This window comes from Aequorivita xiaoshiensis (assembly GCF_022008395.1).
GTDB lineage: Bacteria > Bacteroidota > Bacteroidia > Flavobacteriales > Flavobacteriaceae > Aequorivita > Aequorivita xiaoshiensis.
The window spans coordinates 502,342-526,559 of the sequence record NZ_JAIRBB010000001.1 but is presented as its reverse complement, the minus strand read 5'-3'; the positions used below and the strand labels follow the sequence as shown (position 1 = coordinate 526,559).

Below are 24,218 nucleotides of genomic sequence, written 5' to 3'. Positions count from 1 at the left end.
TTTCATTTTCCTATTTGTATGAAATACCGCTAGCTAAAACTTCAAAATGAGAAAAAACCGTAAAATTGATTAGATTTGCGAATGGATTTTTCAGAAGTAGTAGGACAAAAGCACTTAAAGTCGCATCTTATAAAAACCATTGAAAATGGTCGCATTCCACACGCACAATTATTTGAAGGTGTAAACGGAAGCGGATTACTCCCTATGGCAATTGCTTACGCTGCAGAATTGCTGTGTATTAATTACGAAGAAGGAAGTCCAGAGTATATTGCTTGTAAAAGCAAAGTTTCCAAATTATCGCATCCAGATTTACATTTTGTATATCCAGTAAACACCAGTGATATTGCTAAAAAGAATGCAATTTCAGACAATTACTCAGACGAATGGCGAAAATTTGTATTAAACAACCCTTACGCCTCACTTTTTGAGTGGTTACAACACATTGGTATTGAAAAAAAACAAGGTAATATTAGTAAGTTCGAAGCAGAAAATATCGCGAAAAAACTCTCTTTAAAATCCTTTCAAGGTGGTTATAAAGTGATGATTATTTGGATGGCTGAAAATATGAATGTCGAATGCGCCAATAAAATTTTGAAACTAGTTGAAGAACCTTCAGATAACACTGTTCTTCTCCTACTAACCGAACAAGAGGAACAAATTATAACGACTATTAGATCTCGTTGTCAAAAGCTTTCCTTTCCCCTTCTTTCTGAAGCCGATATTTCTAAAGAATTAATTCTAACTCAAAATATTTCTGAATCTTTAGCACAAAATACTGCACGTAAAGCCCAAGGAGATTACAACAGAGCTTTACAGCTGCTAGATGAAACTGGGGAAGACGAGATTTTTGAAAAATGGTTTATCACTTGGGTTAGAACTGCATTTAGAGCTAAAGGAAACAAGGGTGCTATAAACACCTTATTATCTTGGAGTGATGAACTTGCTGGACAAGGACGTGAAACACAAAAGAAATTCTTAATGTATTGCAATGAAGTATTTAGACAAGCTCTTCTAAAAAATTACAAAGCCGAATCACTTTTATTTTTTGAAGCGAAAGACAAAACTTTTTCGCTTCCAAAATTTGCTCCCTTTGTTCATCAGAACAATATTTTTGAAATTAATTCTGCCCTTGAAGATGCTTCATATCATATTGAGCGAAATGGAAATGCAAAAATTATCTTCACCGACCTTTCTATAAAATTAACCCGTCTAATCCACCGCTCTGAGCATGTATAAATATCTTTTATTAAAAATTTAATTTTAATTGATATTTCTTATTAAAAAAGACTTTGTTAAGTTGCTTATAACGAAGAAACAAAAAAATTTAAAGGGATACACCGGAGGTGACTTAAAAACGTCTTAAATGCGCTTATTTTGCTTTTTTGAAGCAATAAATGTGCGAAGAGTATTCTTTGGATTGTTTAGCACTTAAATTTGACTTAAGACCTATCCAAAAAGCTTTTAATGAAAATTTATTTCCTGTTTTATATTTTTCCGAAAGTAGACTCACATAAAATGAATCGAATATCATCGGTTTAATTTTATCAAGCGTAAACTCATTAGCAAATAGTTTTTCAATTGAAGTTTTTGAAAAATGCCATAGGTGGCGAGGCACATCATAAGCAGCCCAATATTCTTTATAATAATTGGCGTCGTAACTTTTAAAATTTGGAACGGCAATTATTAAATTCCCATTAGGTTTTACCAACTTAGATAATTTCATAACTGTTTCCTCCAAATTAGGAATATGTTCCAAAACGTGCCATAGGGTAACGACATCAAATTGATTTCCGACAAATTTATCCAAATTAGATTCTAATTCGATTCCTTTTTCAAAAGCTAACTTAAGAGCATTTTTATTTGGTTCGACTCCGGCAACTTTCCAACCGTTATTTTTAGCTGCAATCAAAAAGTCTCCAGTTCCAGCTCCTACATCCAATAGTGAACCAACGCCATAATTTTCCTTGAAAATTAAATTTGTCTTATTTTTTAACGACCACTTTTTTACAGTTTGATATAGGAATGAAAACACTCCTCTTTTCTCATCGGTGTGAGAAATGTAATCTTCGCTTTCATAATATTTATAAAGATCTTCCTCCTTAGGTTGTGGTACAGTTTTTAAGAAGTCTAATTCTTCATTATATACCAAATTAAAGGTTTCTCCTGAGACCATATAATCCTTTACCGATAAGTGTATGTTAGAATTAGTTTCCAATCAAAAGCGAATTAAATATTGAATAAGAAATTATTGTTCCACGTGAAACAATATTGTTAACGTCCCATATATACTAACAAAACAGAAACATCGTTTGGAGAAACACCGCTAATTCTAGAAGCTTGTGAAACGGTAGCTGGTTTTATTTTGGTAAGTTTTTCTCTTGCTTCATAAGAAAGAGATTTCAATTTAGAATAATCAAAAGACTCAGGAATTTTTAATCCTTCCAAACGATTCAATTTATCGGCATTATTTTTTTCCTTAGCAATATACCCTGAATATTTAACTTGGATTTCTGCTTGTTGAATCATTTCAGAATCTAATTCATTTTCTCTAATAAACTCTTTCACCGAATCAATTTGCATCATATCCTCCATTGTTATTTCTGGACGAGAGAAAAACTTAAACATCTTATCACTTTGAGAAACTAAGGCAGATTTTTTTTCTTCGAAAATAGGATTTATTTCTTCTGGTGTGGAACTTGTCTCCTTAAAAAATTGAACAAAAGCTTTAGACTTTTCTCTTTTCTCTTCCATCTTTCTCATACGATTTTCGTCGGCTAAACCAATCTCAAAAGATTTAGGCGTTAAACGGAAATCAGCATTATCTTGTCTTAACAACGTTCTATATTCAGCACGTGAAGTAAACATTCTATATGGTTCTTCTGTACCTTTTGTAATTAAGTCGTCTATTAGAACCCCAATATAAGCTTCGTTACGTTGAAGAATAAAAGGATCTTTTTCCTTAATTTTTAAGTGAGCATTTATTCCAGCCATTAGGCCTTGAGAGGCGGCTTCTTCATATCCCGTTGTACCGTTTATCTGACCCGCAAAAAATAAACCAGAAACAATCTTGGTTTCTAGCGTGTGCTTTAATTGTGTTGGCGGGAAATAATCGTATTCAATAGCATAGCCTGGACGGAAAAATTTTACATTCTCAAATCCTTTAACCTGACGCAACGCTTTAAACTGAATATCCTCGGGTAAAGAAGTTGAAAAACCATTGATATAGTATTCAACAGTATTCCATCCTTCAGGCTCTACAAAAAGTTGATGTCTATCCTTATCAGCAAAACGATTAATTTTATCTTCTATTGATGGGCAATAACGTGGACCCGTACTTTGAATTGCTCCATTAAACATTGGAGACCTATCAAAACCTTCTCTTAAAATATTATGTACATCCAAACTTGTATGACTCATATGACAAGAGCGCTGTTTGGTTAAAGGTTTAGTTAAGTCGGTAAATGAAAATTTCTCTGGTACCTCATCGCCCGGTTGAGGAATCATTTGGGTAAAATCTAAAGATCGACCATCCACTCTAGGTGGTGTTCCTGTTTTCATTCTTCCTGCTTCAAAACCTAAATCAATTAAATCTTTAGTAATTCCTGTCGACGCTTTTTCACCGGCACGTCCTCCTCCAAATTGTTTTTCACCAATATGAATTAAACCATTTAAAAAAGTACCATTTGTAAGTACCACAGATCTGGCTTTAATCTCTAAACCAAGAGAAGTTTTAACTCCTTTTACAATTCCATTTTCAACTATAATACCAGAGATCATCTCTTGATAGAAATCTAGATTTGGTGTTTGTTCTAACATCAACCTCCAAGTTTCAGCAAAACGCATTCGGTCACTCTGAACTCTCGGACTCCACATTGCAGGTCCTTTAGATTTATTAAGCATCTTAAACTGTATTGCAGAATTGTCGGAAACAATCCCACTATAACCTCCAAGGGCATCTATTTCACGAACTATTTGACCTTTTGCAATTCCACCCATAGCAGGATTGCAACTCATTTGAGCAATGGTCTGTAAATTCATGGTAACTAAAAGAGTTTTAGAACCTAAATTAGCAGCTGCGGCCGCGGCTTCTGAACCTGCATGACCAGCACCAACTACTATAACATCATATTCACTTTCAAACATATATTCTTTCAATTGTTCCACGTGGAACATTTAGTTTTCTTATTAAAAAAGGGGTGCAAAATTACAATAATAATCTAACATTAAACAAGTTAGATTAAGAAACATCCATTTAGCCATTTAAAATAGACAAAGCTTCATTTTCCTTGCTACGCATTAAAGCTTCCTCTTCATCTGTTTTGTCTTTATAACCACAGAAATGAAGAATTCCGTGAATCATTACACGATGTAATTCCTCCTCAAAACTATTATTAAAATCTTGTGCGTTATCCTGAACTCGTTCAATAGAAATAAAAATTTCACCATTGATTTGATTTCCCATTCTGTAATCGAAACTGATTACATCGGTAAGAGTATCGTGATTTAAAAACTCTACATTTAATTTATGCAGAAATTCATCATCGCAAAATATATAATGAACCTCACCTACTTCGAAACCTTCTGAAGCAATAATTTTAGAAATCCACTCATTTAAAAGAGTTTCGTTTTCTAATGTAAAATCTGTTTCAAAATTAAATTCTATCATTCATTTTTACCCTTAAAATAGTCTTGAACCTTATTTTTGTAATCTTGGCGCAAAGGTAAGGCCTCCCGATTTAAAATTTCAGTTGTATTAAAGTATTTTTTTATCTCTTCTGGTGACAATTGAATGTTGTTTCTATAATCTTTAAAATTAGTTTCAGCCTCTCTTCTCGTTTCCTGCCCTTGTTCAAAATCGGCTTCATCCAATTTTAAAAGTTCATATTTAAGATTTAAGATTTCCTGAAGCGTATTTTGGTTAAAACCTTTATCGAGTAATTGTTGTTCGATCCCCTCCATTTTTTTTAGTAAAGCACCACCATTACCATTTAAACCTTCTTTGCTTAATCTATCTTGGAGTTGCTGCCTAAGTTCTTGTTGTTGCTTGTATATTTCAAAAAGTTCACCGTTCATTTCTTCACTATCCCCGCCACCTTCCTTATCTCCATCATTTTCACTACCAGAATTCCCATTTTTTCCGTCTTTACCATTTTCACCGTCGCCATCACCCTGACCATCACCTTCACCCTGACCCTGACCCTCGCCTTCACCTTGACCTTCCTGACCTTCTTGGCCTTCTTGGCCTTTATTCATGGCATTTTTCATTTTCTCACCTAAACTTTCTTGTCCTTCAATTATATCTGGAAGTTGAAATTCCTTCCCTGTACCTGAACCAGGACTTGGCATACCTTCACCAGACCCAGAACCCATAGCCATAGACATTTGCATTTGCATATTGCTCATTACTTCATTTAACAAAACAGCTAAATCATTGGATCCAGTCATTGTATATTGCTGATTACCAATACCTTGACGCAACTGGTTTTCTGCAAGACGCTCTAAAGATTTGTCTAAATTATACTGAATTTCAATCAAGGAAGTCGTTATTTGTGAACCAATCATAGGCTGTCTAAGTGATAAGGCAAATAAACTATCATCTATATGTTCAAAATTGGTTCTTAAGTCGTTTTGAACATTCAATTTGATGCCGTAGATAGGATTACCATATTCAATTTTTTTAAAATCTTCCATTAAATTCTCTTGTTCAAATGAAAACACAACAAGGTTATCTACTATCTGGCGAACCATTTTTAGGTCTTCTTCCATAGATTCCATCCCACCTGATTGCATTTGCATTTGCATCTGTTTACTCATTTCTTTCATCTTCTCACCAGCTTTCTTTTGACTTTTACCAGCTTCACTTGGTTTCTGATCTTCAAGTTTATCAGTTGCCTTTTGTTGCTCTTGTTCGACTTCTTGCTCCCCGGTTTTATCTTGAGGAATATCCATTGGGGCCTTTAAACCTTCATTTTCCTCTTGAAGCTCATTCATTTGCTTTTGATAATCTTCAAACTTTTTGTTGAGTTGTTCTTGTGCTTCTTTTGTGTTTTCACTTTCAGGTTTGTCGGCAAGTTTTTCTTGCTCTTCCCCCATTTTAAAAAGTTCTTCAGCAAGTTTTTCAGCCTTCTTTTCAACGTAATACCTCTTAGTTAACTCTACAAGTTGTTCTAAATTTTTCTCTTGATTTTTATTTTGCTTAGCTAACTTTTCTAGTTTATCTGTAAGCTCTTCTTTGTTTATTTTATCTTGAAGTTTTTCGAGCTCTTCTAATAATTTTTCATTTTCTTTTAAACGCTCTTCATTTTCCTCAAGACGTTTTTGTAATTCTTCTTTAAATGGATCGTTTTCTTTATTTTCAGGCTGGAAATTATCTAGCTCCTTTTTCATTTCTTCTGAAAAATTCTTCATCATTTCCTCCTGCTGCTTCTGACGCTTAATAAAGTTTTCAAGCTTTTTCTTGTCGTTATAATTAAGCTCGTTTTTTTCTTTTTGCATTTTCGACAGCTCATCAAGAGATTCCTTTTGTTCTTTTAAATCGTCCAATGATTTATCTAAACCTTTGATAGCGTCTTGTTGATTTTTAAACTGCTCATCTTCAAATTCACTCTTTGTCAATTTTCTGAAAGAGTAAACTGCAGATTTAGACGATTTGTAATTGTGAATTACATCGTTGTCAAAAACTTCAAAATAATATTCATAAGCTACGCCTTCGTCTAATTCTAAATTACCTGGAAATGAATACGTAAATTGGTCGAAATTTGTCTTGTTAATTGGTAATGCCTCTGTTTTAGCAAGTTTCTCCTCTCCTTCAGGGAAATACACCAACCGCAGTTTAGTAAGCCCATAATCGTCTGAAATTTGGCCAAGAAATAACACGCGTTGAATATCGACGCTATCTTGCTTAGACTGTACGCTAATTTCTGGATATTGATCTTTTACGACATTTAAAGTAAAAGCAAGATTTTCATAATCTTTTAATTTTTCATTAGATGTAGTAATAGTGTAATCTAATTTATTGTAAACTGTTTTATCAAAATGAAAACTTTCGTTTTTTGGAACGAAAGAATAACTGGTATCAGCAGTTTTTAAGGAAACAAATTCGGTGTTTTTTGTTATAAGATTCCATCTAACTCTTGTTCCCTCCGGAATTGTAGCGTTTCCAGTACTTTTCAAGATTTCATCGCGCTTTCCTGTATAAGTAGGATAGTCTAAAACCATTTCATAATTAAGCAAAGAAGGTGTTTTAACAACATCTAATACATATTGACGAGAAGTAACTTTATTGGCTTTTAAATTAAATGAAATATTCTCAACAGGTTGTTGGAAAGTGTATTCAAACGTCCCCGGCATTGTTTGCTGCATATAGTACGATTCACCATTGTAAGTAATGCTTGCATTTTCGGGAATTGCCGATCCTTCGGCTTTAACTTTTAACACAAAGGAACTGTTTTCTATAGCATTGAGGTTTTCATTTAATACGAAAAAAGAAAAAGGTGCTGGAGGTTCGAAAGCAGTGTCGTACTGAACAACGCGTTTATAACTACTCGAAAAAATATCACTACCTCCTAAAGCACTAAATAGAAAAAATATTACAACAGGTATGGCTACATATTTCAAGTATTTAGCATTCGTTTTAAAATTTATAGCGCTTTTAAAAGGAATTGGTTGTAGTTCTGAAGCCTTTTGATCTATGCTGGCTGCAAGCAATTCACTTTCGTGCTTGTTGTGATTAAGTTGAATTACATTTAGCAGTTTATCACTAACCTCTGGAAAATGATTTCCAATTATTCTTGAAGCTTCCTCATAATTAATTCCTTTTTGAAGTTTAAAAAGCTTCGCAAGTGGGAAAGCGATAAATCGAAGAAACAAACCTATTTCAACAATTATAAATGTCCAAAATAAAATACGTCTTCCTAAGGGATTTAGCCAAAGGAAGTATTCAACCAATAGCGTAATTAGGAGGTACAACAGTCCTATAGCAAAGAAAAGGATACTTCCTTTTATAAGCTCATTGGTGTAGTATTTCCTAATAAATTCCTCCAGCTTTTGCTGAATGATACTAAAGGTGCTCATAATTGTGCCTAATGATATTCAAATCTTCTAAATTACAATAAATTTTGCTCTCTATGAGGTACAAATATTGCTCCAGAAAAAGAAACAAACCGCAGACACCAATAGCTTTAATATGAGACACCATAATTGTACCTTTGTAACTTCATAAAAAGAATGCATATTATGTCAGAAAAAGTTCGGGTACGTTTTGCCCCAAGTCCAACAGGTCCTTTACATATTGGAGGTGTACGCACCGCATTGTACAACTATTTATTTGCAAAAAAACACGGAGGTGATTTTCTCTTAAGAATTGAAGACACCGACCAAAACCGTTATGTAGAAGGCGCTGAGCAATACATTATTGAAGCTTTAAACTGGTTAAATATTCCTTACGATGAGGGTCCAAACAAAGAAGGTAATTGTGCTCCATACCGTCAAAGCGAAAGAAAAGAACTCTATAAACAATATGCAGATGCGTTAATAGAGTCTGGAAATGCATATTATGCTTTTGATACTTCGGAAGAACTTGACGCACATCGCAAAGACCACGAAGAAAAAGGGAAAACCTTTATTTATAATTGGCATAACCGTTTGAAATTGAATAATTCTTTGGTTTTATCGGGCGAAGAAACGCAACAAAAAATTGATAACGGAGATGAGTATGTAATTCGTTTTAAGTCACCAGAAAATGAGATGCTAATGCTTCACGATATTATTCGCGGGGGTATTGAAGTAGATTCAAACATTCTGGATGATAAGGTTTTGTTTAAGAGTGATGGAATGCCAACCTACCATTTAGCAAATATTGTAGACGACCATTTAATGAATATTACTCACGTAATTAGAGGAGAAGAATGGTTGCCTTCATTGGCATTACACGTTTTATTATATCGTGCATTTGGCTGGAAAGCTCCTGAATTTGCTCACTTACCTCTAATTTTAAAACCTACTGGTAACGGAAAATTAAGCAAGCGAGACGGAGATAAAATGGGCTTCCCTGTATTTCCATTACAATGGAAAACTGCAGAAGGAGATATATTCACAGGCTACCGTGAAGACGGTTATTTACCTGAAGCAGTAGTAAATATGTTGGCCTTTTTAGGCTGGAATCCTGGTACTGAACAGGAAATCTTTAGTCTAGAAGAATTGGTTGAAGCTTTTGAATTAGAACGCGTACATAAGGCAGGTGCAAAATTTGATCCTGAAAAAACAAAATGGTTTCAGAATCAGTATTTACAACAGGTAGACGACGCAACGCTCTCAGAAGATTTTATTCAGTTCTTAAAAGAGAAGCGTGTATCGACTGATTCTGACCTAGATATAACAAAAATTGTTTCAATTTTAAAAGAGCGCGCAACGTTTGTAAATGATCTTTGGGAACAAGGAAGTTTCTTTTTTGAAGCACCTTCGAATTACGATAAAAAGGCTTCAGCTAAAGCATTTAAAGAAGAAACACCTGAATTACTTCGAAAAGTAGTTGATATTATTGAAAATGAAGAAGATTTTTCGGCAGAAAACCTTTCAGAAAAAGTAAAAGGTTGGATTACATCCGAAAATATAGGATTTGGAAAAGTAATGATGCCTTTACGTTTATCCCTAGTTGGTGAAATGAAAGGACCAGATGTTTTTGAAATTCTTTCAATTCTAGGCAAGGAAGAAGGCGTAGCTCGAATAAATAAGGCAATTGAAACAATAGCTTAATAATTGTTAAAATTTTGTACCTTAAACCACTAATTATTATCAATTAAAATTTTATATATGGGTTATGCTATTGTAGTGCCAATTTTACTCCTTGGTTTATTTATTATTTTAGGTGCATTTTTTACTGTTAAACAACAAACTGCCGCTATAATAGAGCGATTCGGAAGATTTCAAAGCATGAGAAATTCTGGATTACAATTTAAAATACCTTTTATAGATCGAATTGCAGGAAGAATAAATTTAAAAATTCAGCAACTTGATGTAATAGTTGAAACGAAAACAAAAGATGATGTATTTGTTAGATTAAAAATATCGGTTCAATTTCAGGTACTGAAATTAAAAGTTTACGACGCTTTTTACAAGCTTGAGCATCCACACGATCAGATTACCTCCTATGTATTTGATGTAGTACGTGCAGAGGTTCCAAAAATGAAATTAGATGATGTATTCGAGAGAAAAGACGATATTGCTATTGCAGTAAAGGCGGAGTTAAATCAAGCTATGAGCGAATACGGGTACGATATCATTAAAACACTTGTTACTGATATTGACCCAGACATTCAAGTAAAAGCAGCTATGAATAGAATTAATGCTGCAGAACGTGAAAAAGTAGCTGCAGAATTTGAAGCTGAAGCGGAACGCATTAAAATTGTTGCTAAGGCACGTGCTGAGGCCGAAAGCAAGCGTTTACAAGGACAAGGTATTGCAGATCAACGTCGTGAAATTGCACGTGGACTGGAAGAAAGTGTAGATGTATTAAACAATGTTGGAATCAACTCGCAAGAAGCATCTGCACTAATTGTAGTTACACAACATTACGACACACTACAATCTATTGGAGAAGAAACCAATACCAACCTTATCTTATTGCCTAATTCACCACAAGCGGGAAGCAATATGCTTAATGATATGATTGCTTCATTTGTTGCTAGTAATCAAATTGGCGAGGAAATGAAAAAGCAAAATCTTAAAAAAGGTATAGTTCCCAAAAAGAGAACTAAACCAGAAACCCCTGAAAGACCTGAAGAAGGAGAAGATTTAAGCTAATAATCTTATACGTATATAGTATTAAAAAAGCCGTCTCAATATGTTTTGAAACGGCTTTTTTAGTGTTATAATTCAAAATTTTTGAAGGCAGTGTTCTATCTAGGATTAAGTTTTAAGTTCAAATAAAAGAAAAAACTTATCTTGTCTTTACAGTTTTAATACCAATTAACTTATCCACTAGTTTTAAAACGAAGGCTTTTTTAATAACTGATGAAACTGTACTAGCTATTAAATTCATTGGCGAAAATGATTCTATAGCAGATTCTTTACTTTTAGCAAAGCCCAATTTAACTTCTTCCAAATCTATTTGCGATTTTAATCGCAAATATTTTAAGTCTCTATCAATTTCTTCAAAATTGGTATATCTCTTCATAACGTAAACTAGGGTTATAGATTCATTTCTTTAAGTCTTTCTTCTGCTCTGGTATCATTTCTTAAAATATCCTGATATTCGTCAACTTCCTGTACAGCCTTAGCCTTAGGCTCGATATCATCTTCATCGTACAATATACCAGAGAATTTATACAACATTTTCTCTTCTATTATTTTTTTTCCAAAAATGAACATTAGAAGGAATAATAGTGCATAAAATGCTCCTATCAATAAGAAACCTACATAAACATGTTCAAAAAAAGTCCCTAACCAAAAAGCGGCTCCTATTGAAAGAAAAACGAGTACAAATAGAAAAAGACTACCAAATACTAGAAGATTAACTAAAGAAATACTACCTTTCATAACAGATTTAAACACGCGAAGTTTATAATACTCCGCAGTGCTTAATCCGTAATCCTCAACTTTATCGGTAATCTTATTTAGACTATCTGTCAGTTCTTTAAACATATTTACGATACTACTTTTTTCGCAGTTGCTTTAGCTTCATCCAATGTTGAATCGGCTTGTAATTTAGCATTTTGTTTTCTTAAAGCCTCCAGTTTTTCTTCCATTGCCACCAAAATATCATCTGCTTTGTGACTTGCTGTAGAAAGAGTGTCATTCAATTTCTGATCGAAACTATAGCGTGCTTTTTGAGCTTTATCACTCAAATTTTTGCTAGTTTCTTTAAACTGTTTATTTAATTTCTTTTGAGTTTTCTTAGCTTCTTTATTAAGCTTATTTCTTGTTTTAGAACCTTTTTCCGGAGCATATAGAATTCCAATTCCAGCTCCGATTGCTGCTCCTGTTAATAATGCTAATAGGGTTTGTCCTGTATTATTTGATGCCATTTTTAATTTGTTTTATAGGTTAATAACACAAAGATAGGTGTCCTTTCTATAAGTTCTTGTTAACAAGCGGTTAATAGTTAAACTAAACCTATAAAATTGTCTTAAAAATTGATATATTAAAAAAATTCGTCTTAAAAGAGCGATTAAATGTAATTTTAAATGTTAAACAAACACCTATAAAATGAAATTTAATAGATGAGGATGTTTAAAATGTTGTGGTAAATTTGAAAAATATAATTTTCTAATACCGTACTCAATCTTGAAAAATATTAAGAAATACTTTTCTGTTATATTATTCTATCCTCTTTTAATAGTTACAATTCTGGGTTGGTTTCTCATCCCTTATTTTAAACCATATTTAAAAGAAATAATTGGATTTGGAATAGTAACCACTATTCTATTTAGTTTGTATTTATTAATTCCTAAATTAAAAATACAAAAGTGGTTTTTAATAGCTTCAATTCTTTTACTCGCTGCCTTAGCTTTTATAAAGCTTTCCTTCTACTATCACTATAACGTAAAATTAAGTGGATCTGCACTATTCGTAATTTTTGAAACAAATACACAAGAAACAAGTGAGTTTCTGAGTTACTATTTAAATACGTCCATCATTCTTCTTGCTATTGTATTGTTCCTCCCTTGGCTTTTCTTGATTCCTTTTATATTAAAACAAGAATCAAGTTTACTATTTACAGATAGATTAAAATCGGTAAAATGGAAAATATTAATAGTATTAGGCATTGTATTATCCCTATTTATAATACACAAGAAATTTAGTGAACATAATATTATTTACACTAGCATAGCATCTTACTCCGATTATCAAATAACTAAAGCCAATCTTAAAAAAACTTTAGCTAAGAGCGCAAGTGACATTTTAAAAGTCCATTCTTCAGATGAAAAACCACAAACCTATGTTGTTATAATTGGAGAATCTACCTCGCGATGGCATATGCAACTGTACGGTTATGAAAGAGAAACAAATCCGTTATTAACAGAAATCAAGGATGAATTAGTGATTTTTAAAGATGTAATTACTCCTAATGTCCACACTATCTTGGCGCTAGATAAAATATTGACCTTTTCAGATTATAAGCATCCTAACAAAGAAGAAAATGCATCTATAGTTCAATTAGCAAATCAAGCGGGTTTTACTACCTATTGGATATCAAATCAAAGACCTGTCGGACTCCACGAAAGTGTATCTACATTAATAGGCAATGCATCAGACCAAACGTATTTTTTAGCTACAGATAACTATAATAGTAATATTTATGACGAAGTAGTATTACCCAAGCTTGATGAAATTTTAACGCAAGGGGACGAAAAGAAAATGATTTTTATCCATTTAATAGGAACTCACGGAGATTATAAAAAAAGATACCCAAAAAAATATGCTTTTTTTAACGACAGCCCACCACAAACTCCATTTATCACCAAGTCTAATGAACACTATGTAAATGAATATGACAATGCAATTCGCTATAACGATTCCATTGTTCGAAGCATAATTGAAACTGTTCGAAAAGAAGAAAAGTCTAGTTTTGTAATTTATTTTTCCGATCATGGGGATGAATTGCACGATACAATGGATTTAAGAGGTCATAACGAGTATTACGGCACTCCTCCTATGTATGAGGTTCCATTTGTAATTTGGACGTCGCCTGAATACAAAAATCAACATCCAAATCTATCCGATTTAAATAGCTTTACTGATAGAAAATATAATCTTGAAAATTTTATACATAGTTTTTCCGATTTAAGTAGAATTGAATTCAATCTAATGGACAAATCGCGAAGTATTTTCAATCCCGAATTTCAAGAACGAACACGATGGATTAAAGAAAATGAAGATTATGATAACAGGTAAAAAATTCATAATACTCATATCGATTCTGATTTTAACTCTGTTGTTAGGAATGGCATATCGCTATTCGCCTTATAAGATTGAATATCTTGGTTATTACGATAAAATTTGGGCTCATAGGGTTAATAGTCCTGAAAAACTTGAAAGTGCTTTAAAATACTTTAAAGGGGTTGAATTGGATTTGGTATATAATGAACAAGATGATATTCTGGATGTAACCCACCCTCCTGTTCCATCGATAGGTCTATCTTTTGAAAAGTATTTATCTTATATCGATGTAGTTGAAAAACCGTATTTATGGTTGGACATTAAAAACCTAAATTCAGAGAATGCGGATTCTATTCAAAAAAAAATATTGAAGCTATTTTCCGAAAAAAAATACCCTCTGGACAAAGTGCTTGTTGAAACACGGTATCCAGAGGCATTATTAGATTTTTCAAAATTAGGATTCAAAACAAGTTATTACTTACCTTTCGGATTAACAGAAATGTCACCTGAAACTCGAAATATTGAGCTTAAAAAAATAACTAATATTCTTGACGAACAACCTAATTTAGCTATTTCATCAAATTACACTGATTATGAAGTTATGACCAAAGAATTTCCTACAAGAGATAAATATTTTTGGATAACATCCTCAATAAGAAAGCACGGTTTTTCAACTCCTAAAAAAATATTGAAAGACAGTACTGTAAAAGCTGTTTTAATTAGTTATAAAGTAATTAAAGGACACAGATGACTTATGAAAGTTTTGCCCAAGAATCGCGTAATGGCACTGTACGGTTAAATACAATATTATCTCTTGTTGTGTCTTTATCTACCACAAAATACCCTAAACGCTGAAATTGAAATTTATCTTCTGGTTCAGCATTTTTTATACTTGGTTCCGCATATCCTGTAATAACTTCTAAAGAATTTGGGTTTATAAATTCCATAAAATCCTTTTCTTTGTTAGTATCTGGTGATGGATCTGTAAATAGTCTGTCGTAAAGACGAACTTCAACGGGTAAAGCATGCGCTGCAGAAACCCAGTGTAAGGTTCCTTTTACTTTTCTTAATGAAGCTTCTGTTCCACTACCACTTTTACTTTCTGGATCGTAAGTACAGTGAATTTCGGTGATGTTTCCATCGGCGTCTTTTACTACACTTTCTCCTTTAATAATATATGCATTTTTTAAGCGGACTTCTTTCCCAATCGTCAATCTAAAAAACTTGCGGTTTGCTTCTTCTTTAAAATCTTCTCTTTCAATCAATAATTCTTTAGAAAAAGGTACTTCTCTAGTTCCAGCACTTTCGTCTTCTTGATTATTTTCTGCTTCAAGCATTTCAGTTTGACCCTCTGGATAATTATCAATAATCAATTTTACAGGATCTAAAACCACCATAATTCTCGGTGCCTTTTTATTTAAATCTTCACGAACATTAAATTCTAAATGAGAAACATCAATCAAGTTTTCACGTTTACCAACCCCAATACTATCGGCAAAGTTTTTAATTGATTCTGGAGTATAACCTCTTCGGCGCAGACCAGAAATTGTAGGCATACGAGGATCGTCCCAACCGTTTACAACCCCCGCTGCAACTAATTGAGCGAGTTTTCGTTTACTCACAACAGTATGACTTAGATTTCTACGTGCAAATTCGCGCTGTTTAGGACGTAATTTATCTTCTTCCACCACTTGGTCTAAAAACCAATCGTAAAGTTCTCTATGAGGTAAGAATTCAAGCGTACAGAAGGAATGCGATACCTGTTCTATATAATCACTCTCTCCATGTGTCCAATCGTACATTGGAAAAATTTTCCAATCGGTTCCGGTACGGTGATGTGATTTAAACAAGGTTCTATACATCACAGGATCGCGCATTAACATATTAGGCGATTCCATATCAATTTTAGCACGAAGTACGTGTTCCCCTTCTTTGGTTTCCCCATTCTTCATCTTTTCGAGTAACTCTAAATTTTCCTCAACAGAGCGATTTCTATAAGGACTAGCTTTTCCTGGTGTGTTTGGAGTACCTTTTTGTTCAGCAATTTGTTCTGAAGTTTGAGAATCAACATAAGCTTTTCCATCCTTAATCATTTGAACAGCCCAATCGTATAACTGCTGAAAATAATCGGATGCATAACATTCAGTTGCCCATTTATAGCCCAACCAAGAAACATCTCTTTTTATAGCATCAACAAATTCCTGTTCTTCCTTTGCCGGGTTTGTATCGTCAAAACGAAGATTTACAGGGGCATTATATTTTTCTCCTAAACCAAAGTTTAAACAAATTGATGAAGCATGACCAATATGTAAATATCCATTAGGTTCTGGTGGAAATCGAAAACATAAATCATCTTTTTTGTAACCTTTTTTAAGGTCTTCTTCTATTATATGCTCTATAAAATTAAGAGGTGCTGCTTCGTTACTCATATCTGTTTTTTTAAGTCGTGCAAAGGTAAGGAATTAAGTGAAAAAGAAGTTGTTTAAAATTAGGTTTCGCCCTTGGTTTATCCAGAGCGGAGCCGAAGGACTCAAACTGACTTTGTTTGTTATATTTGTCAAAAACTATTTTATGGGAACCATTCATTTAAAAAACATTAAGATTTATGCATTTCACGGATGTTTAGTTGAAGAAGGACAAATAGGATCAGATTATTTAGTGAATCTTACCGTAAAAGCCGATTTAACTAAAGCTTCAAAAACTGATGAATTAGCCGATACTGTTGATTATGTTATGCTTCAAAATATTGTAAGAGAAGAAATGAGTATACGTGCAAAGTTATTAGAGCACGTAGCTAAGCGAATTATTGATTCGGTGTTGTTAAAATTAGAAATGGTTAATACAGTGAAGGTTACAGTGGCAAAACAAAATCCTCCTATTGGTGGAGATGTTTCGGAAGTAAGTGTAACCATGAAGAAGAAACGCTAATTTAGTTTTTATGTAGGAATTAAATGTTTAATTATTTACATTTGCACAACAATATGGCATCGTGGCCGAGTGGCTAGGCTCAGCTCTGCAAAAGCTGCTACAGCGGTTCGAGTCCGCTCGATGCCTCCAAGAAACCTTAACTTAATAGTTAGGGTTTTTTTATTTTTAAAAATTACTTCGGTTAAAATGAGCCAAGAACTTCGGGAGGAGCACTTGTTGCTTTCCAAAAAATATAGAAAAAAAGATATAATTATTGTAGATCCTCTACGGGAGGGATAGGCTTTTCTACCTCCATAGGATTGGATTGTCCTGGTATTTTTTCAAGTCCAGCCTCAACACCTTTTGGAAAAATACCTTGAATAAGAAGTAAAATACCAAATCCAAAAATTAATATACTTACCCATTTTTTAGTTTTAAAAATAAAACGTGGAGTCATTTTATTCTTCAATTTTTTAGCTAAAAGTATTTTCAAAAGATCGGTAAGAAAGAATGTTGCTAATACCGTAGAAATAAATAGAAATACGCCATTATCTGAAGTTGTAAGGGCATTGGCCATAATTAGGGTTCCTATCCAACCCGCCAATACACCAAAGTTTACAAAATTCAATAGAAATCCTTTTAGGAATAGTCCACCGAGATTTTTTTTTACTTTTACAGCGTAATGTTCTCGTACAATTTTGAAGATTGATTTATTGGTTCGGATATACGATATAATTCCATAGGCAATGAGAATCCCTCCACCAAAAATTAGTAAGCCTGGGTCATTCTTAACTTGTTCAAGAATTCTACTTGTACTATAAAAAGCTATTATTATAAAGAGAATATCAGCTACTATTGCACCTAAATCAAAGAATATAGCGGCCTTAACCCCCTTTGTGATAGCTGTTTCAATTAGGGTGAAAAATACTGGACCGACTGCAAAAGCCAGTAAGAATCCATAAAATGCAGCGTAAAGTAAACCGTCAAACATAATAGGGTAAAAATACAAATTACTTTTACCCAATGTCTGCAAAAAAATAAATTTTAGTTTTTACTATTTAATATTTAATTACTAAAAAGTATAAAACCTTTATTTTAAATGTTTTATTTATGACCTAGCATTGTAAAATCTAAATGCTTCTTAACTAAATCGGCATTTTTTACTTTTACATTAACTTCATCTCCAAGTCGATATACATTATTGGTACGTTTTCCAATTACAGCATATTCGTCTTTATCAAATTCGTAATGGTCGTCATTCAAATCTTGCAAACGAACCATTCCTTCACATTTATTCGAGATAATTTCAATATAGATTCCCCATTCGGTAACTCCTGAAATTACTCCAACAAACTCTTCATCTTGATGATCTTGCATATACTTAACTTGCATATACTTAATACTATCGCGTTCGGCATTTGTTGCAAGTCCTTCCATATCACTACTATGACTACATTTTTCTTCAAATTCCTCTTCATTAGCGCTTTTTCCGTTTTCTAGATAATGCTGGAGAAGTCTGTGAACCATAACATCTGGATACCTACGTATAGGTGAAGTAAAATGGGTATAATAGTCAAAAGCTAATCCGTAGTGACCAATATTTTTGGTTGTATACATTGCCTTACTCATACTTCTAATAGCAATAGTATCTATTAAATTCTGTTCTTTTTTACCTTGAACATCCTTCAATAATTTATTCATAGAAGTGGCTGTAGTATGACGATCTTTAGTGTTAAGTTTATAACCAAATCGTTTAATTATATTTTCGAGCGCTGCAATTTTTTCGTCGTCCGGTTCATCGTGAACTCGGTAAACAAATGTCTTTTTTGGATTCTGTTTTCCGATAAATTCAGCTACACTTCTATTGGCTAGAAGCATAAATTCTTCAATCATTTTATTAGCGTCTTTACTTTCTTTAAAGTACACGCCTTCAGGGTTTTTATGTTCGTCTAAAATAAATTTTACTTCTACCTTATCAAATGAAATAGCACCAGCACGCATACGTTTAGCTCGTAATTTTTTAGCAAGCCTATCCATTTCTAAAATAGCTTCAGCAATTTCAGGTTTAACAACATATTCCTCATCGGTAATCGAAATATCGGATGGGATTTTATGTGTTTCATCATCAGAATTTTCAATTACGTGTTGTGCTTCTTCATAAGCGAATCGCGCATCACTTAATGTAACTGTTTTTCCAAACCACTGTTTAATAACTTCAGCTTTCTGATTCATTTCAAAAACGGCTGAAAAAGTATATTTTTCCTCATTAGGACGTAGCGAACACGCATTGTTTGAAAGAATTTCTGGCAGCATTGGTACTACTCTATCTACTAAGTACACAGAAGTTGCACGTTCATAAGCTTCATCGTCAAGTTCATTTCCAGGAGTAACATAATGTGAGACGTCGGCAATGTGAATTCCTATTTCATAATTTCCATTTTCAAGTTTTTTAAAAGAAAGGGCGTCATCAAAATCTTTTGCATCCTTTGGATCGATTGTAAAAGTTAAAGTCTCGCGCATATCGCGACGCTTTTTTATTTCAGATTCTTTAATGGAAGTATCTATTTTATTAGCATAAACTTCAACCTCTTGAGGAAAGTCATACGGCAAACCGTATTGTGCTAGAATAGAGTGAATTTCGGTATTATGTTCTCCAGGCATACCTAGAACTTTAATAACTTTTCCTATTGGAGAATCTTCTTTTTCTGGCCATTCTAGCATTTCAACTAAAACCTTTTCTCCAGATTTAGCTCCGTTTATTTTATTCTTTGGAACAAAAATGTCGGTGTACATTTTGTAATCTGTTACATCTACAAATGCAAAGTTTTCCTGTACATCAATAGTGCCTACAAATTCTGTACGTTTTCTTTCTATAATTTTGGTTACTTCCCCTTCTGTCTTCCCTCCTTTTTTACGTTTAAAAACGTAAACTTCAACAATATCGCCATTTAAGGCTTTATTTAAATTTTTACTACTTACATAAATATCATCTTCAAGATCTTCTACAATGATGTAGCCTTGACCACGACCTGCTATATCAACTTTCCCAGTATAATAGTTTTGTGATGGGGTAAGAATATACTTTCCTCGATCAACTTCTTGTATACTACCTTTTCCATGTAAATTTTTTAGCTTCTTAATTATTTGATTTCTACTACTGGCATCGTCTAATTGAAGTTTAGCAGCAATTTGCTTATAATTAAAAGCTTGTGAATGATCTTTCCGAAGTATGTTTAGAATTGTTTGAGAAAGATTATCTATTTTATTTTTACTCTTTTTACGTTTGTATTTTGGCATAGTTTAATTTGTAATTATTGTAAATGTAATACATATCTCATAATGATTGGATTACATTAGCAAAGATTTAGTACCTTAGAGAAGGTTTATAAACAATATAAACTTGAATTCCATTAATGTGATTGGAATTTAAAAGTAAGAATAATTTCATAAGCTACTTAGATATATAAAATGGAACATTTTAAAACCATAGCTATATTCCAATACCCTGCAGAATATGCAGTACTTCAACTTTTGTTTGATCAAGAAGGAATTAGATATGTGTTTCAGAATGAAACAATGATTAGTGTATTTCCTTTTTACTCGAATGCTATAGGTGGTATTAGACTTCAAGTACATATAGACGATATTTCTCAAGCAGAACAAATAATGAGCGATTTCAACAATCCTTCTAACTTAAAAATCGTTTAAAAATTTCTAGTCTTACTCTAGAATTAAAAATCTTTATTTTCCTTTTTTGTAGTTATCAACATATATTAATACTACATTTTTCTTTTTTAAAATTTAATTAAATAAAATGGTGTTTATTATAGTGTGTTAATATGTACAATAACTTTTTGATGTTTTGTTTTGAAATTAACTTGTTCTCTTTTAATAATAAGTTATTAACATAATATTACAATCTGAACAGCTTAAATTATAGTTGAATAGCTATAGTAATTAACAACTGTGAACAACCTATCTCTACAAATTATAATTGATAAGTATTTTTAAAATTAATGTTGTTAACTGAAAATTTTCATCCCATAACTGACCAATAAAAAACGGTTAAAAAATTTGCATTATTAGAATTTTAAAACCTATTGTAAATAATTTTTACATCTGCAATTTTACTTATAGGAATTCAATTAACAAATATCAACAATGTTGTTAACCATTATGTGAAGCTAAGGTTAAGAAACGATTAATTTACACTTCAATTAAATTAATCTATTGAATTTAAGTATCTTAAACATGTTGATAACCTATAATATATACAAAAAGCAATATTAGATAGAACAATAATATTTCTGCTACCTAAATCATTATCTTTGATGAAAATTAAATATTATGAAAATTTCTATCGGAAACGACCACGCAGGTACAGATTATAAATTTGAAATAATCTCTTATTTAGAAAAAGAAGGACATACTGTTATCAATCATGGTACGGATGAAAATTCTAGTGTTGATTATCCAGATTTTGTTCATCCTGTTGCTGAAGACGTTGAGAAAGAAAATGTAGATTTGGGTATCATTGTTTGCGGAAGCGGAAACGGTGCCAATATGACGGCTAATAAACATCAAAAAGTACGTTCTGCTTTATGCTGGACAAAAGAAATTACCGAATTAGCGCGCCAACATAATGATGCTAACGTTTTAAGTATTCCAGCTCGATTTACTAGTAAACAACAAGCAGTTGAAATGGTAAAAACATTTCTGAATACAGATTTTGAAGGTGGCCGTCATCAAAAACGAGTGGAAAAAATAGCCTGCTCATAAATTTTTAAAATGTCGCATAACCACGCACATTCTAATAGCCATTCACATCCCGATCTGAAAGGTAGAAAGCTTCTGCTCTCTATTTTTCTTAATATAGGTATTACTGTTGCTCAAGCTATTGGCGGGTTAGTTTCTGGAAGTCTATCATTACTTTCCGATGCTTTGCATAATTTTAGCGACGTACTTTCATTGGTTGTTAGCTACATTGCGGATAGATATTCAAAAAAAGACGCTTCAGTTACAAAAACTTTTGGGTATAAGCGAGCCGAAATTCTTGCAGCGTTCGTAAATTCTGCAACATTAATTATAGTTGCTGTTTACCTTATTTACGAAGCCATTTTTAGATTTATGGATCCACAACCTATTAAAAGTGGTTTAGTAATATGGTTAGCGATTTTAGGAATTGTTTTTAACGGATTTAGCGTACTATTACTTTTTAAAGAGTCTAAAACAAATATGAATATGCGTTCAGCATATTTACACTTATTTTCAGATATGGCTGCATCTATAGCTGTTTTATTAGGTGGTGTTTTAATGCTATATTTTGAATGGTATTGGGTAGATAGTATATTAACTGTGTTAATTGCGCTATACTTGTTAGTTATGGGGTACGATTTAATAAAAAGTTCTTTTAAAGTGTTGATGCTTTTTACTCCAGACGACTTAAATTTGGAAGAAATAATTGAAACGGTTTGTGAAATTTCAGAAGTGAAGAATATGCATCATATTCATATCTGGCAGCTTAACGAACAAGAAACGCATTTAGAAGCACATCTAGATTTTCATGAAAATGTTTCACTATCTGAGTTTGATGCGGTATTAACTAAAGTTGAAGAAGTTCTTTTTAAAAACTTTGGAATAAATCATGTTACTATTCAACCTGAGCACCAAAAAGACGATCCCAAAGACATTATTGTTCAAGATTGATTTAATAGAAAAACTATGGAAATTGAAGTAAAAAATTTTGAAGAATTAAACACTAATGAACTTTATAGTCTTTTAAGATTAAGAAGTGAAGTTTTTGTTCTAGAGCAGGATTGTGTTTATCAAGATATAGATGGAAAAGATCAACGCGCTTTACATGTTATGGGTAGAGAAGATGGAAAAATAATAGCTTATGCTAGATGTTTTCGAGAAGGAGATTATTTTGACCAATCTTCAATTGGTCGAGTAGTTGTACGGGATAACTATCGCAAGTTAGGGTATGGACATAAAATTACTGATGCGGCAATTAAAGCAATAAGAGAGTATTACAAAGCTGACAAAATAAAAATATCAGCCCAAACTTATCTAGTTACTTTTTACGAAAGCCACGGTTTTAAGACTATAGGTGATCGCTATTCAGAAGATGGAATACCTCACATTGCAATGATTAGAGCTTAATTAAATTCTTTTCAAGATTTAGATCTTTTAATAATTCGTCTGTAAACTTGTAATGTCCACGACGCGTTATTATTTTAAATCGTTGATTACGCATTCTAGTAATCGTATCTAAAAACTGCCATTTAGATTTTAATAATCTAAGTTTTTCCGTTTTTAAACTTATTTCAAAATAATACTTAATTCCAGCCCGACTTGCTACTATATCTGGAGTTATTACTACATCACTATCCTTTTTAAGATAAGATTTTGGAGCTTCGTATCCTTCTAAGTTAGCTCTAATTTGTTCAAACCCTCTTTTTTCTAAATAGTTTACCGATTCTTTAATAATTTCTTTGTTTTCTTCTCTATCTGCTTGTATCATAACAGCTAAAATAAGAATATATTGATTAACAACCGGTTAAGGTTATGTTAAGCTAAATATTTAGAGTGTTAATTTAGTTTTTGTACTTAACAGAATTATCAAATGGAAGCTTTAATTGATGTAAAATATTTTCATCATCCTGGTGGTCGGTAATGTCTAATCCGTACTTAATGTTTACTGTATTTTCATAAACGTAAGTTCCAAATAAGTGATCCCAAATTGAAAACATATTTCCAAAATTAGAATCTGTCCAAGGCATTTGATAGTGATGGTGAAACTTATGCATATTCGGAGTTACAATAACAAGGCTTAAGGCTTTGTCGAATTTTGTTGGAATCGAAATATTTGCATGAGTAAAATATGTAAACAGTACACTTAAAATTCTATAGAATAGATAAAAAGCTATTGGCATTCCCATAATTACAACCGCGACTAACGCGAAGGTTTCTCGAATAATAAAATCGAAAGGATGATGTCGTGTTCCAGTTGTTACATCTACATTTTTATCGGAATGGTGAACGATGTGTAAACGCCACATCCATTGAATTTTATGAAGTAGAAAATGTACAAAATACTGGGCGATTAAATCTAAAATTAAGATTGATAGTATTAATTCGAACCAAACAGGGGCAGCAATATGTTGTAATAATCCAAAGTTTGAATTGTCCAACCAAAAAAATACTCCAGCCGTTAATATTCCAAAAAATAAATTTATTAACATTACAAATGCAAGTAGAATAAAATTTGTTTTAGCGTGTCGCCATTTGTTGTATTTAGTAAATACTAGTTTGTAATATCCCTCTAAAATCCAGAAAATAGTTAGTACAAAAAACACCCAACCTGCTTTCATCCAAGTAGGCATTGTTTCGAAGAAATTTAAGAAGGCCTGCATTTGTCTGTTATATTTTCA

Annotated in this window: 22 protein-coding genes and 1 tRNA gene; 11 read left to right on the top strand and 12 right to left on the bottom strand. The window is 32.6% G+C overall.

The features are described from left to right. Positions 1–81 precede the first annotated feature (81 nt). Entirely contained in the window at positions 82–1,236 is a 1,155-nt protein-coding gene (locus K8344_RS02395; RefSeq protein ID WP_237606693.1) for a DNA polymerase III subunit, read from the top strand. A gap of 133 nt (positions 1,237–1,369) precedes the next feature. On the opposite strand, the gene K8344_RS02390 is transcribed toward K8344_RS02395, so the two are convergent. The 4 genes from K8344_RS02390 to K8344_RS02375 all read right to left on the bottom strand — a co-directional run bounded on the left by K8344_RS02390 (position 1,370) and on the right by K8344_RS02375 (position 8,073). After that, on the bottom strand, positions 1,370–2,215 hold the full coding sequence (locus tag K8344_RS02390) for a class I SAM-dependent methyltransferase (RefSeq protein WP_420908343.1): 846 nt from the start codon (positions 2,213–2,215) through the stop codon (positions 1,370–1,372). Between the two features lie 56 nt (positions 2,216–2,271). Beyond that, a complete protein-coding gene (gene mnmG / locus K8344_RS02385; RefSeq protein ID WP_237606858.1) occupies positions 2,272–4,143 on the bottom strand; it encodes a tRNA uridine-5-carboxymethylaminomethyl(34) synthesis enzyme MnmG in 1,872 nt (623 codons plus the stop codon). Between the two features lie 109 nt (positions 4,144–4,252). Continuing rightward, positions 4,253–4,666 (bottom strand): rRNA maturation RNase YbeY, encoded by a 414-nt coding sequence (ybeY, locus tag K8344_RS02380; RefSeq protein WP_237606692.1) that lies wholly within the window; start codon positions 4,664–4,666, stop codon positions 4,253–4,255. After that, a complete protein-coding gene (locus tag K8344_RS02375; RefSeq protein ID WP_237606691.1) occupies positions 4,663–8,073 on the bottom strand; it encodes a DUF4175 family protein in 3,411 nt (1,136 codons plus the stop codon). Before K8344_RS02375 ends, ybeY begins: the two co-directional genes overlap by 4 nt. A gap of 162 nt (positions 8,074–8,235) precedes the next feature. Between K8344_RS02375 and gltX the strand changes: the two genes are divergently transcribed. Both gltX and K8344_RS02365 read left to right on the top strand, forming a co-directional pair. Beyond that, positions 8,236–9,753: a glutamate--tRNA ligase gene (gene gltX / locus K8344_RS02370; protein WP_237606690.1), complete on the top strand. Its 1,518-nt coding sequence runs from the start codon at positions 8,236–8,238 to the stop codon at positions 9,751–9,753. Between the two features lie 57 nt (positions 9,754–9,810). Beyond that, positions 9,811–10,800: an SPFH domain-containing protein gene (locus K8344_RS02365; protein ID WP_237606689.1), complete on the top strand. Its 990-nt coding sequence runs from the start codon at positions 9,811–9,813 to the stop codon at positions 10,798–10,800. 136 nt (positions 10,801–10,936) lie between these two features. Here the strand turns inward: K8344_RS02365 and K8344_RS02360 are convergent, their stop codons facing one another. Genes K8344_RS02360 through K8344_RS02350 form a run of 3 tightly spaced genes read right to left on the bottom strand, consistent with a single transcriptional unit; the run spans position 10,937 to position 12,023 of the window. After that, positions 10,937–11,173 (bottom strand): hypothetical protein, encoded by a 237-nt coding sequence (locus K8344_RS02360; protein WP_237606688.1) that lies wholly within the window; start codon positions 11,171–11,173, stop codon positions 10,937–10,939. Between the two features lie 14 nt (positions 11,174–11,187). After that, positions 11,188–11,640 (bottom strand): phage holin family protein, encoded by a 453-nt coding sequence (locus K8344_RS02355; protein ID WP_237606687.1) that lies wholly within the window; start codon positions 11,638–11,640, stop codon positions 11,188–11,190. Positions 11,641–11,642: 2 nt separating this feature from the next. Further along, on the bottom strand, positions 11,643–12,023 hold the full coding sequence (locus tag K8344_RS02350; protein WP_237606686.1) for a YtxH domain-containing protein: 381 nt from the start codon (positions 12,021–12,023) through the stop codon (positions 11,643–11,645). 259 nt (positions 12,024–12,282) lie between these two features. Here K8344_RS02350 and cptA point away from each other — a divergent pair, with 259 nt between their 5' ends. Both cptA and K8344_RS02340 read left to right on the top strand, forming a co-directional pair. Next, a complete protein-coding gene (cptA, locus tag K8344_RS02345) occupies positions 12,283–13,893 on the top strand; it encodes a phosphoethanolamine transferase CptA (protein WP_237606685.1) in 1,611 nt (536 codons plus the stop codon). Continuing rightward, the gene (locus K8344_RS02340; RefSeq protein WP_237606684.1) at positions 13,880–14,629 is read left to right on the top strand and encodes a hypothetical protein; all 750 of its coding nucleotides are present in this window, start codon (positions 13,880–13,882) and stop codon (positions 14,627–14,629) included. Before cptA ends, K8344_RS02340 begins: the two co-directional genes overlap by 14 nt. 1 nt (position 14,630) lies before the next feature. On the opposite strand, the gene K8344_RS02335 is transcribed toward K8344_RS02340, so the two are convergent. Next, a complete protein-coding gene (locus tag K8344_RS02335; protein WP_237606683.1) occupies positions 14,631–16,307 on the bottom strand; it encodes a glutamine--tRNA ligase/YqeY domain fusion protein in 1,677 nt (558 codons plus the stop codon). Between the two features lie 142 nt (positions 16,308–16,449). On the opposite strand from K8344_RS02335, the gene folB reads away from it, so the two are divergent. After that, entirely contained in the window at positions 16,450–16,806 is a 357-nt protein-coding gene (folB, locus tag K8344_RS02330) for a dihydroneopterin aldolase (protein WP_237606682.1), read from the top strand. Positions 16,807–16,861: 55 nt separating this feature from the next. After that, positions 16,862–16,935, top strand: a tRNA-Cys gene (locus K8344_RS02325). A 121-nt stretch (positions 16,936–17,056) separates the two neighbouring features. On the opposite strand, the gene K8344_RS02320 is transcribed toward K8344_RS02325, so the two are convergent. Further along, a complete protein-coding gene (locus tag K8344_RS02320) occupies positions 17,057–17,818 on the bottom strand; it encodes a LysE family translocator (RefSeq protein WP_338144578.1) in 762 nt (253 codons plus the stop codon). Between the two features lie 71 nt (positions 17,819–17,889). Then, on the bottom strand, positions 17,890–20,082 hold the full coding sequence (gene rnr / locus K8344_RS02315; RefSeq protein WP_237606681.1) for a ribonuclease R: 2,193 nt from the start codon (positions 20,080–20,082) through the stop codon (positions 17,890–17,892). A gap of 171 nt (positions 20,083–20,253) precedes the next feature. Here rnr and K8344_RS02310 point away from each other — a divergent pair, with 171 nt between their 5' ends. The 4 genes from K8344_RS02310 (at position 20,254) to K8344_RS02295 (ending at position 22,947) form a co-directional block, all read left to right on the top strand. Next, a complete protein-coding gene (locus K8344_RS02310) occupies positions 20,254–20,493 on the top strand; it encodes a DUF2007 domain-containing protein (RefSeq protein ID WP_237606680.1) in 240 nt (79 codons plus the stop codon). A gap of 639 nt (positions 20,494–21,132) precedes the next feature. Next, complete coding sequence (gene rpiB / locus K8344_RS02305) at positions 21,133–21,564, top strand: ribose 5-phosphate isomerase B (protein ID WP_237606679.1); 432 nt, start codon at positions 21,133–21,135, stop codon at positions 21,562–21,564. Positions 21,565–21,573: 9 nt separating this feature from the next. Then, the gene (locus K8344_RS02300) at positions 21,574–22,491 is read left to right on the top strand and encodes a cation diffusion facilitator family transporter (protein ID WP_237606678.1); all 918 of its coding nucleotides are present in this window, start codon (positions 21,574–21,576) and stop codon (positions 22,489–22,491) included. A gap of 15 nt (positions 22,492–22,506) precedes the next feature. Beyond that, the gene (locus K8344_RS02295) at positions 22,507–22,947 is read left to right on the top strand and encodes a GNAT family N-acetyltransferase (RefSeq protein WP_237606677.1); all 441 of its coding nucleotides are present in this window, start codon (positions 22,507–22,509) and stop codon (positions 22,945–22,947) included. Here the strand turns inward: K8344_RS02295 and K8344_RS02290 are convergent. Next, entirely contained in the window at positions 22,937–23,308 is a 372-nt protein-coding gene (locus K8344_RS02290) for a hypothetical protein (RefSeq protein WP_237606676.1), read from the bottom strand. The two genes, K8344_RS02295 and K8344_RS02290, sit on opposite strands and share 11 nt — an antisense overlap. Before the next feature lie 73 nt (positions 23,309–23,381). Further along, the gene (locus K8344_RS02285; protein WP_237606675.1) at positions 23,382–24,200 is read right to left on the bottom strand and encodes a sterol desaturase family protein; all 819 of its coding nucleotides are present in this window, start codon (positions 24,198–24,200) and stop codon (positions 23,382–23,384) included. Positions 24,201–24,218: the final 18 nt, after the last annotated feature.

Bases quoted from the DNA above. Each gene is read 5' to 3' on its own strand.
- ybeY (WP_237606692.1), bottom strand. From the start codon at position 4,666: ATGATAGAATTTAATTTTGAAACAGATTTTACATTAGAAAACGAAACT.
- K8344_RS02355 (WP_237606687.1), bottom strand. From the start codon at position 11,640: ATGTTTAAAGAACTGACAGATAGTCTAAATAAGATTACCGATAAAGTT.
- K8344_RS02360 (WP_237606688.1), bottom strand. From the start codon at position 11,173: ATGAAGAGATATACCAATTTTGAAGAAATTGATAGAGACTTAAAATAT.
- K8344_RS02375 (WP_237606691.1), bottom strand. From the start codon at position 8,073: ATGAGCACCTTTAGTATCATTCAGCAAAAGCTGGAGGAATTTATTAGG.
- gltX (WP_237606690.1), top strand. From the start codon at position 8,236: ATGTCAGAAAAAGTTCGGGTACGTTTTGCCCCAAGTCCAACAGGTCCT.
- K8344_RS02300 (WP_237606678.1), top strand. From the start codon at position 21,574: ATGTCGCATAACCACGCACATTCTAATAGCCATTCACATCCCGATCTG.
- K8344_RS02310 (WP_237606680.1), top strand. From the start codon at position 20,254: ATGGAACATTTTAAAACCATAGCTATATTCCAATACCCTGCAGAATAT.
- K8344_RS02290 (WP_237606676.1), bottom strand. From the start codon at position 23,308: ATGATACAAGCAGATAGAGAAGAAAACAAAGAAATTATTAAAGAATCG.
- folB (WP_237606682.1), top strand. From the start codon at position 16,450: ATGGGAACCATTCATTTAAAAAACATTAAGATTTATGCATTTCACGGA.
- K8344_RS02340 (WP_237606684.1), top strand. From the start codon at position 13,880: ATGATAACAGGTAAAAAATTCATAATACTCATATCGATTCTGATTTTA.
- K8344_RS02335 (WP_237606683.1), bottom strand. From the start codon at position 16,307: ATGAGTAACGAAGCAGCACCTCTTAATTTTATAGAGCATATAATAGAA.
- rpiB (WP_237606679.1), top strand. From the start codon at position 21,133: ATGAAAATTTCTATCGGAAACGACCACGCAGGTACAGATTATAAATTT.
- K8344_RS02295 (WP_237606677.1), top strand. From the start codon at position 22,507: ATGGAAATTGAAGTAAAAAATTTTGAAGAATTAAACACTAATGAACTT.
- K8344_RS02350 (WP_237606686.1), bottom strand. From the start codon at position 12,023: ATGGCATCAAATAATACAGGACAAACCCTATTAGCATTATTAACAGGA.
- mnmG (WP_237606858.1), bottom strand. From the start codon at position 4,143: ATGTTTGAAAGTGAATATGATGTTATAGTAGTTGGTGCTGGTCATGCA.
- K8344_RS02365 (WP_237606689.1), top strand. From the start codon at position 9,811: ATGGGTTATGCTATTGTAGTGCCAATTTTACTCCTTGGTTTATTTATT.
- rnr (WP_237606681.1), bottom strand. From the start codon at position 20,082: ATGCCAAAATACAAACGTAAAAAGAGTAAAAATAAAATAGATAATCTT.
- K8344_RS02395 (WP_237606693.1), top strand. From the start codon at position 82: ATGGATTTTTCAGAAGTAGTAGGACAAAAGCACTTAAAGTCGCATCTT.
- K8344_RS02285 (WP_237606675.1), bottom strand. From the start codon at position 24,200: ATGCAGGCCTTCTTAAATTTCTTCGAAACAATGCCTACTTGGATGAAA.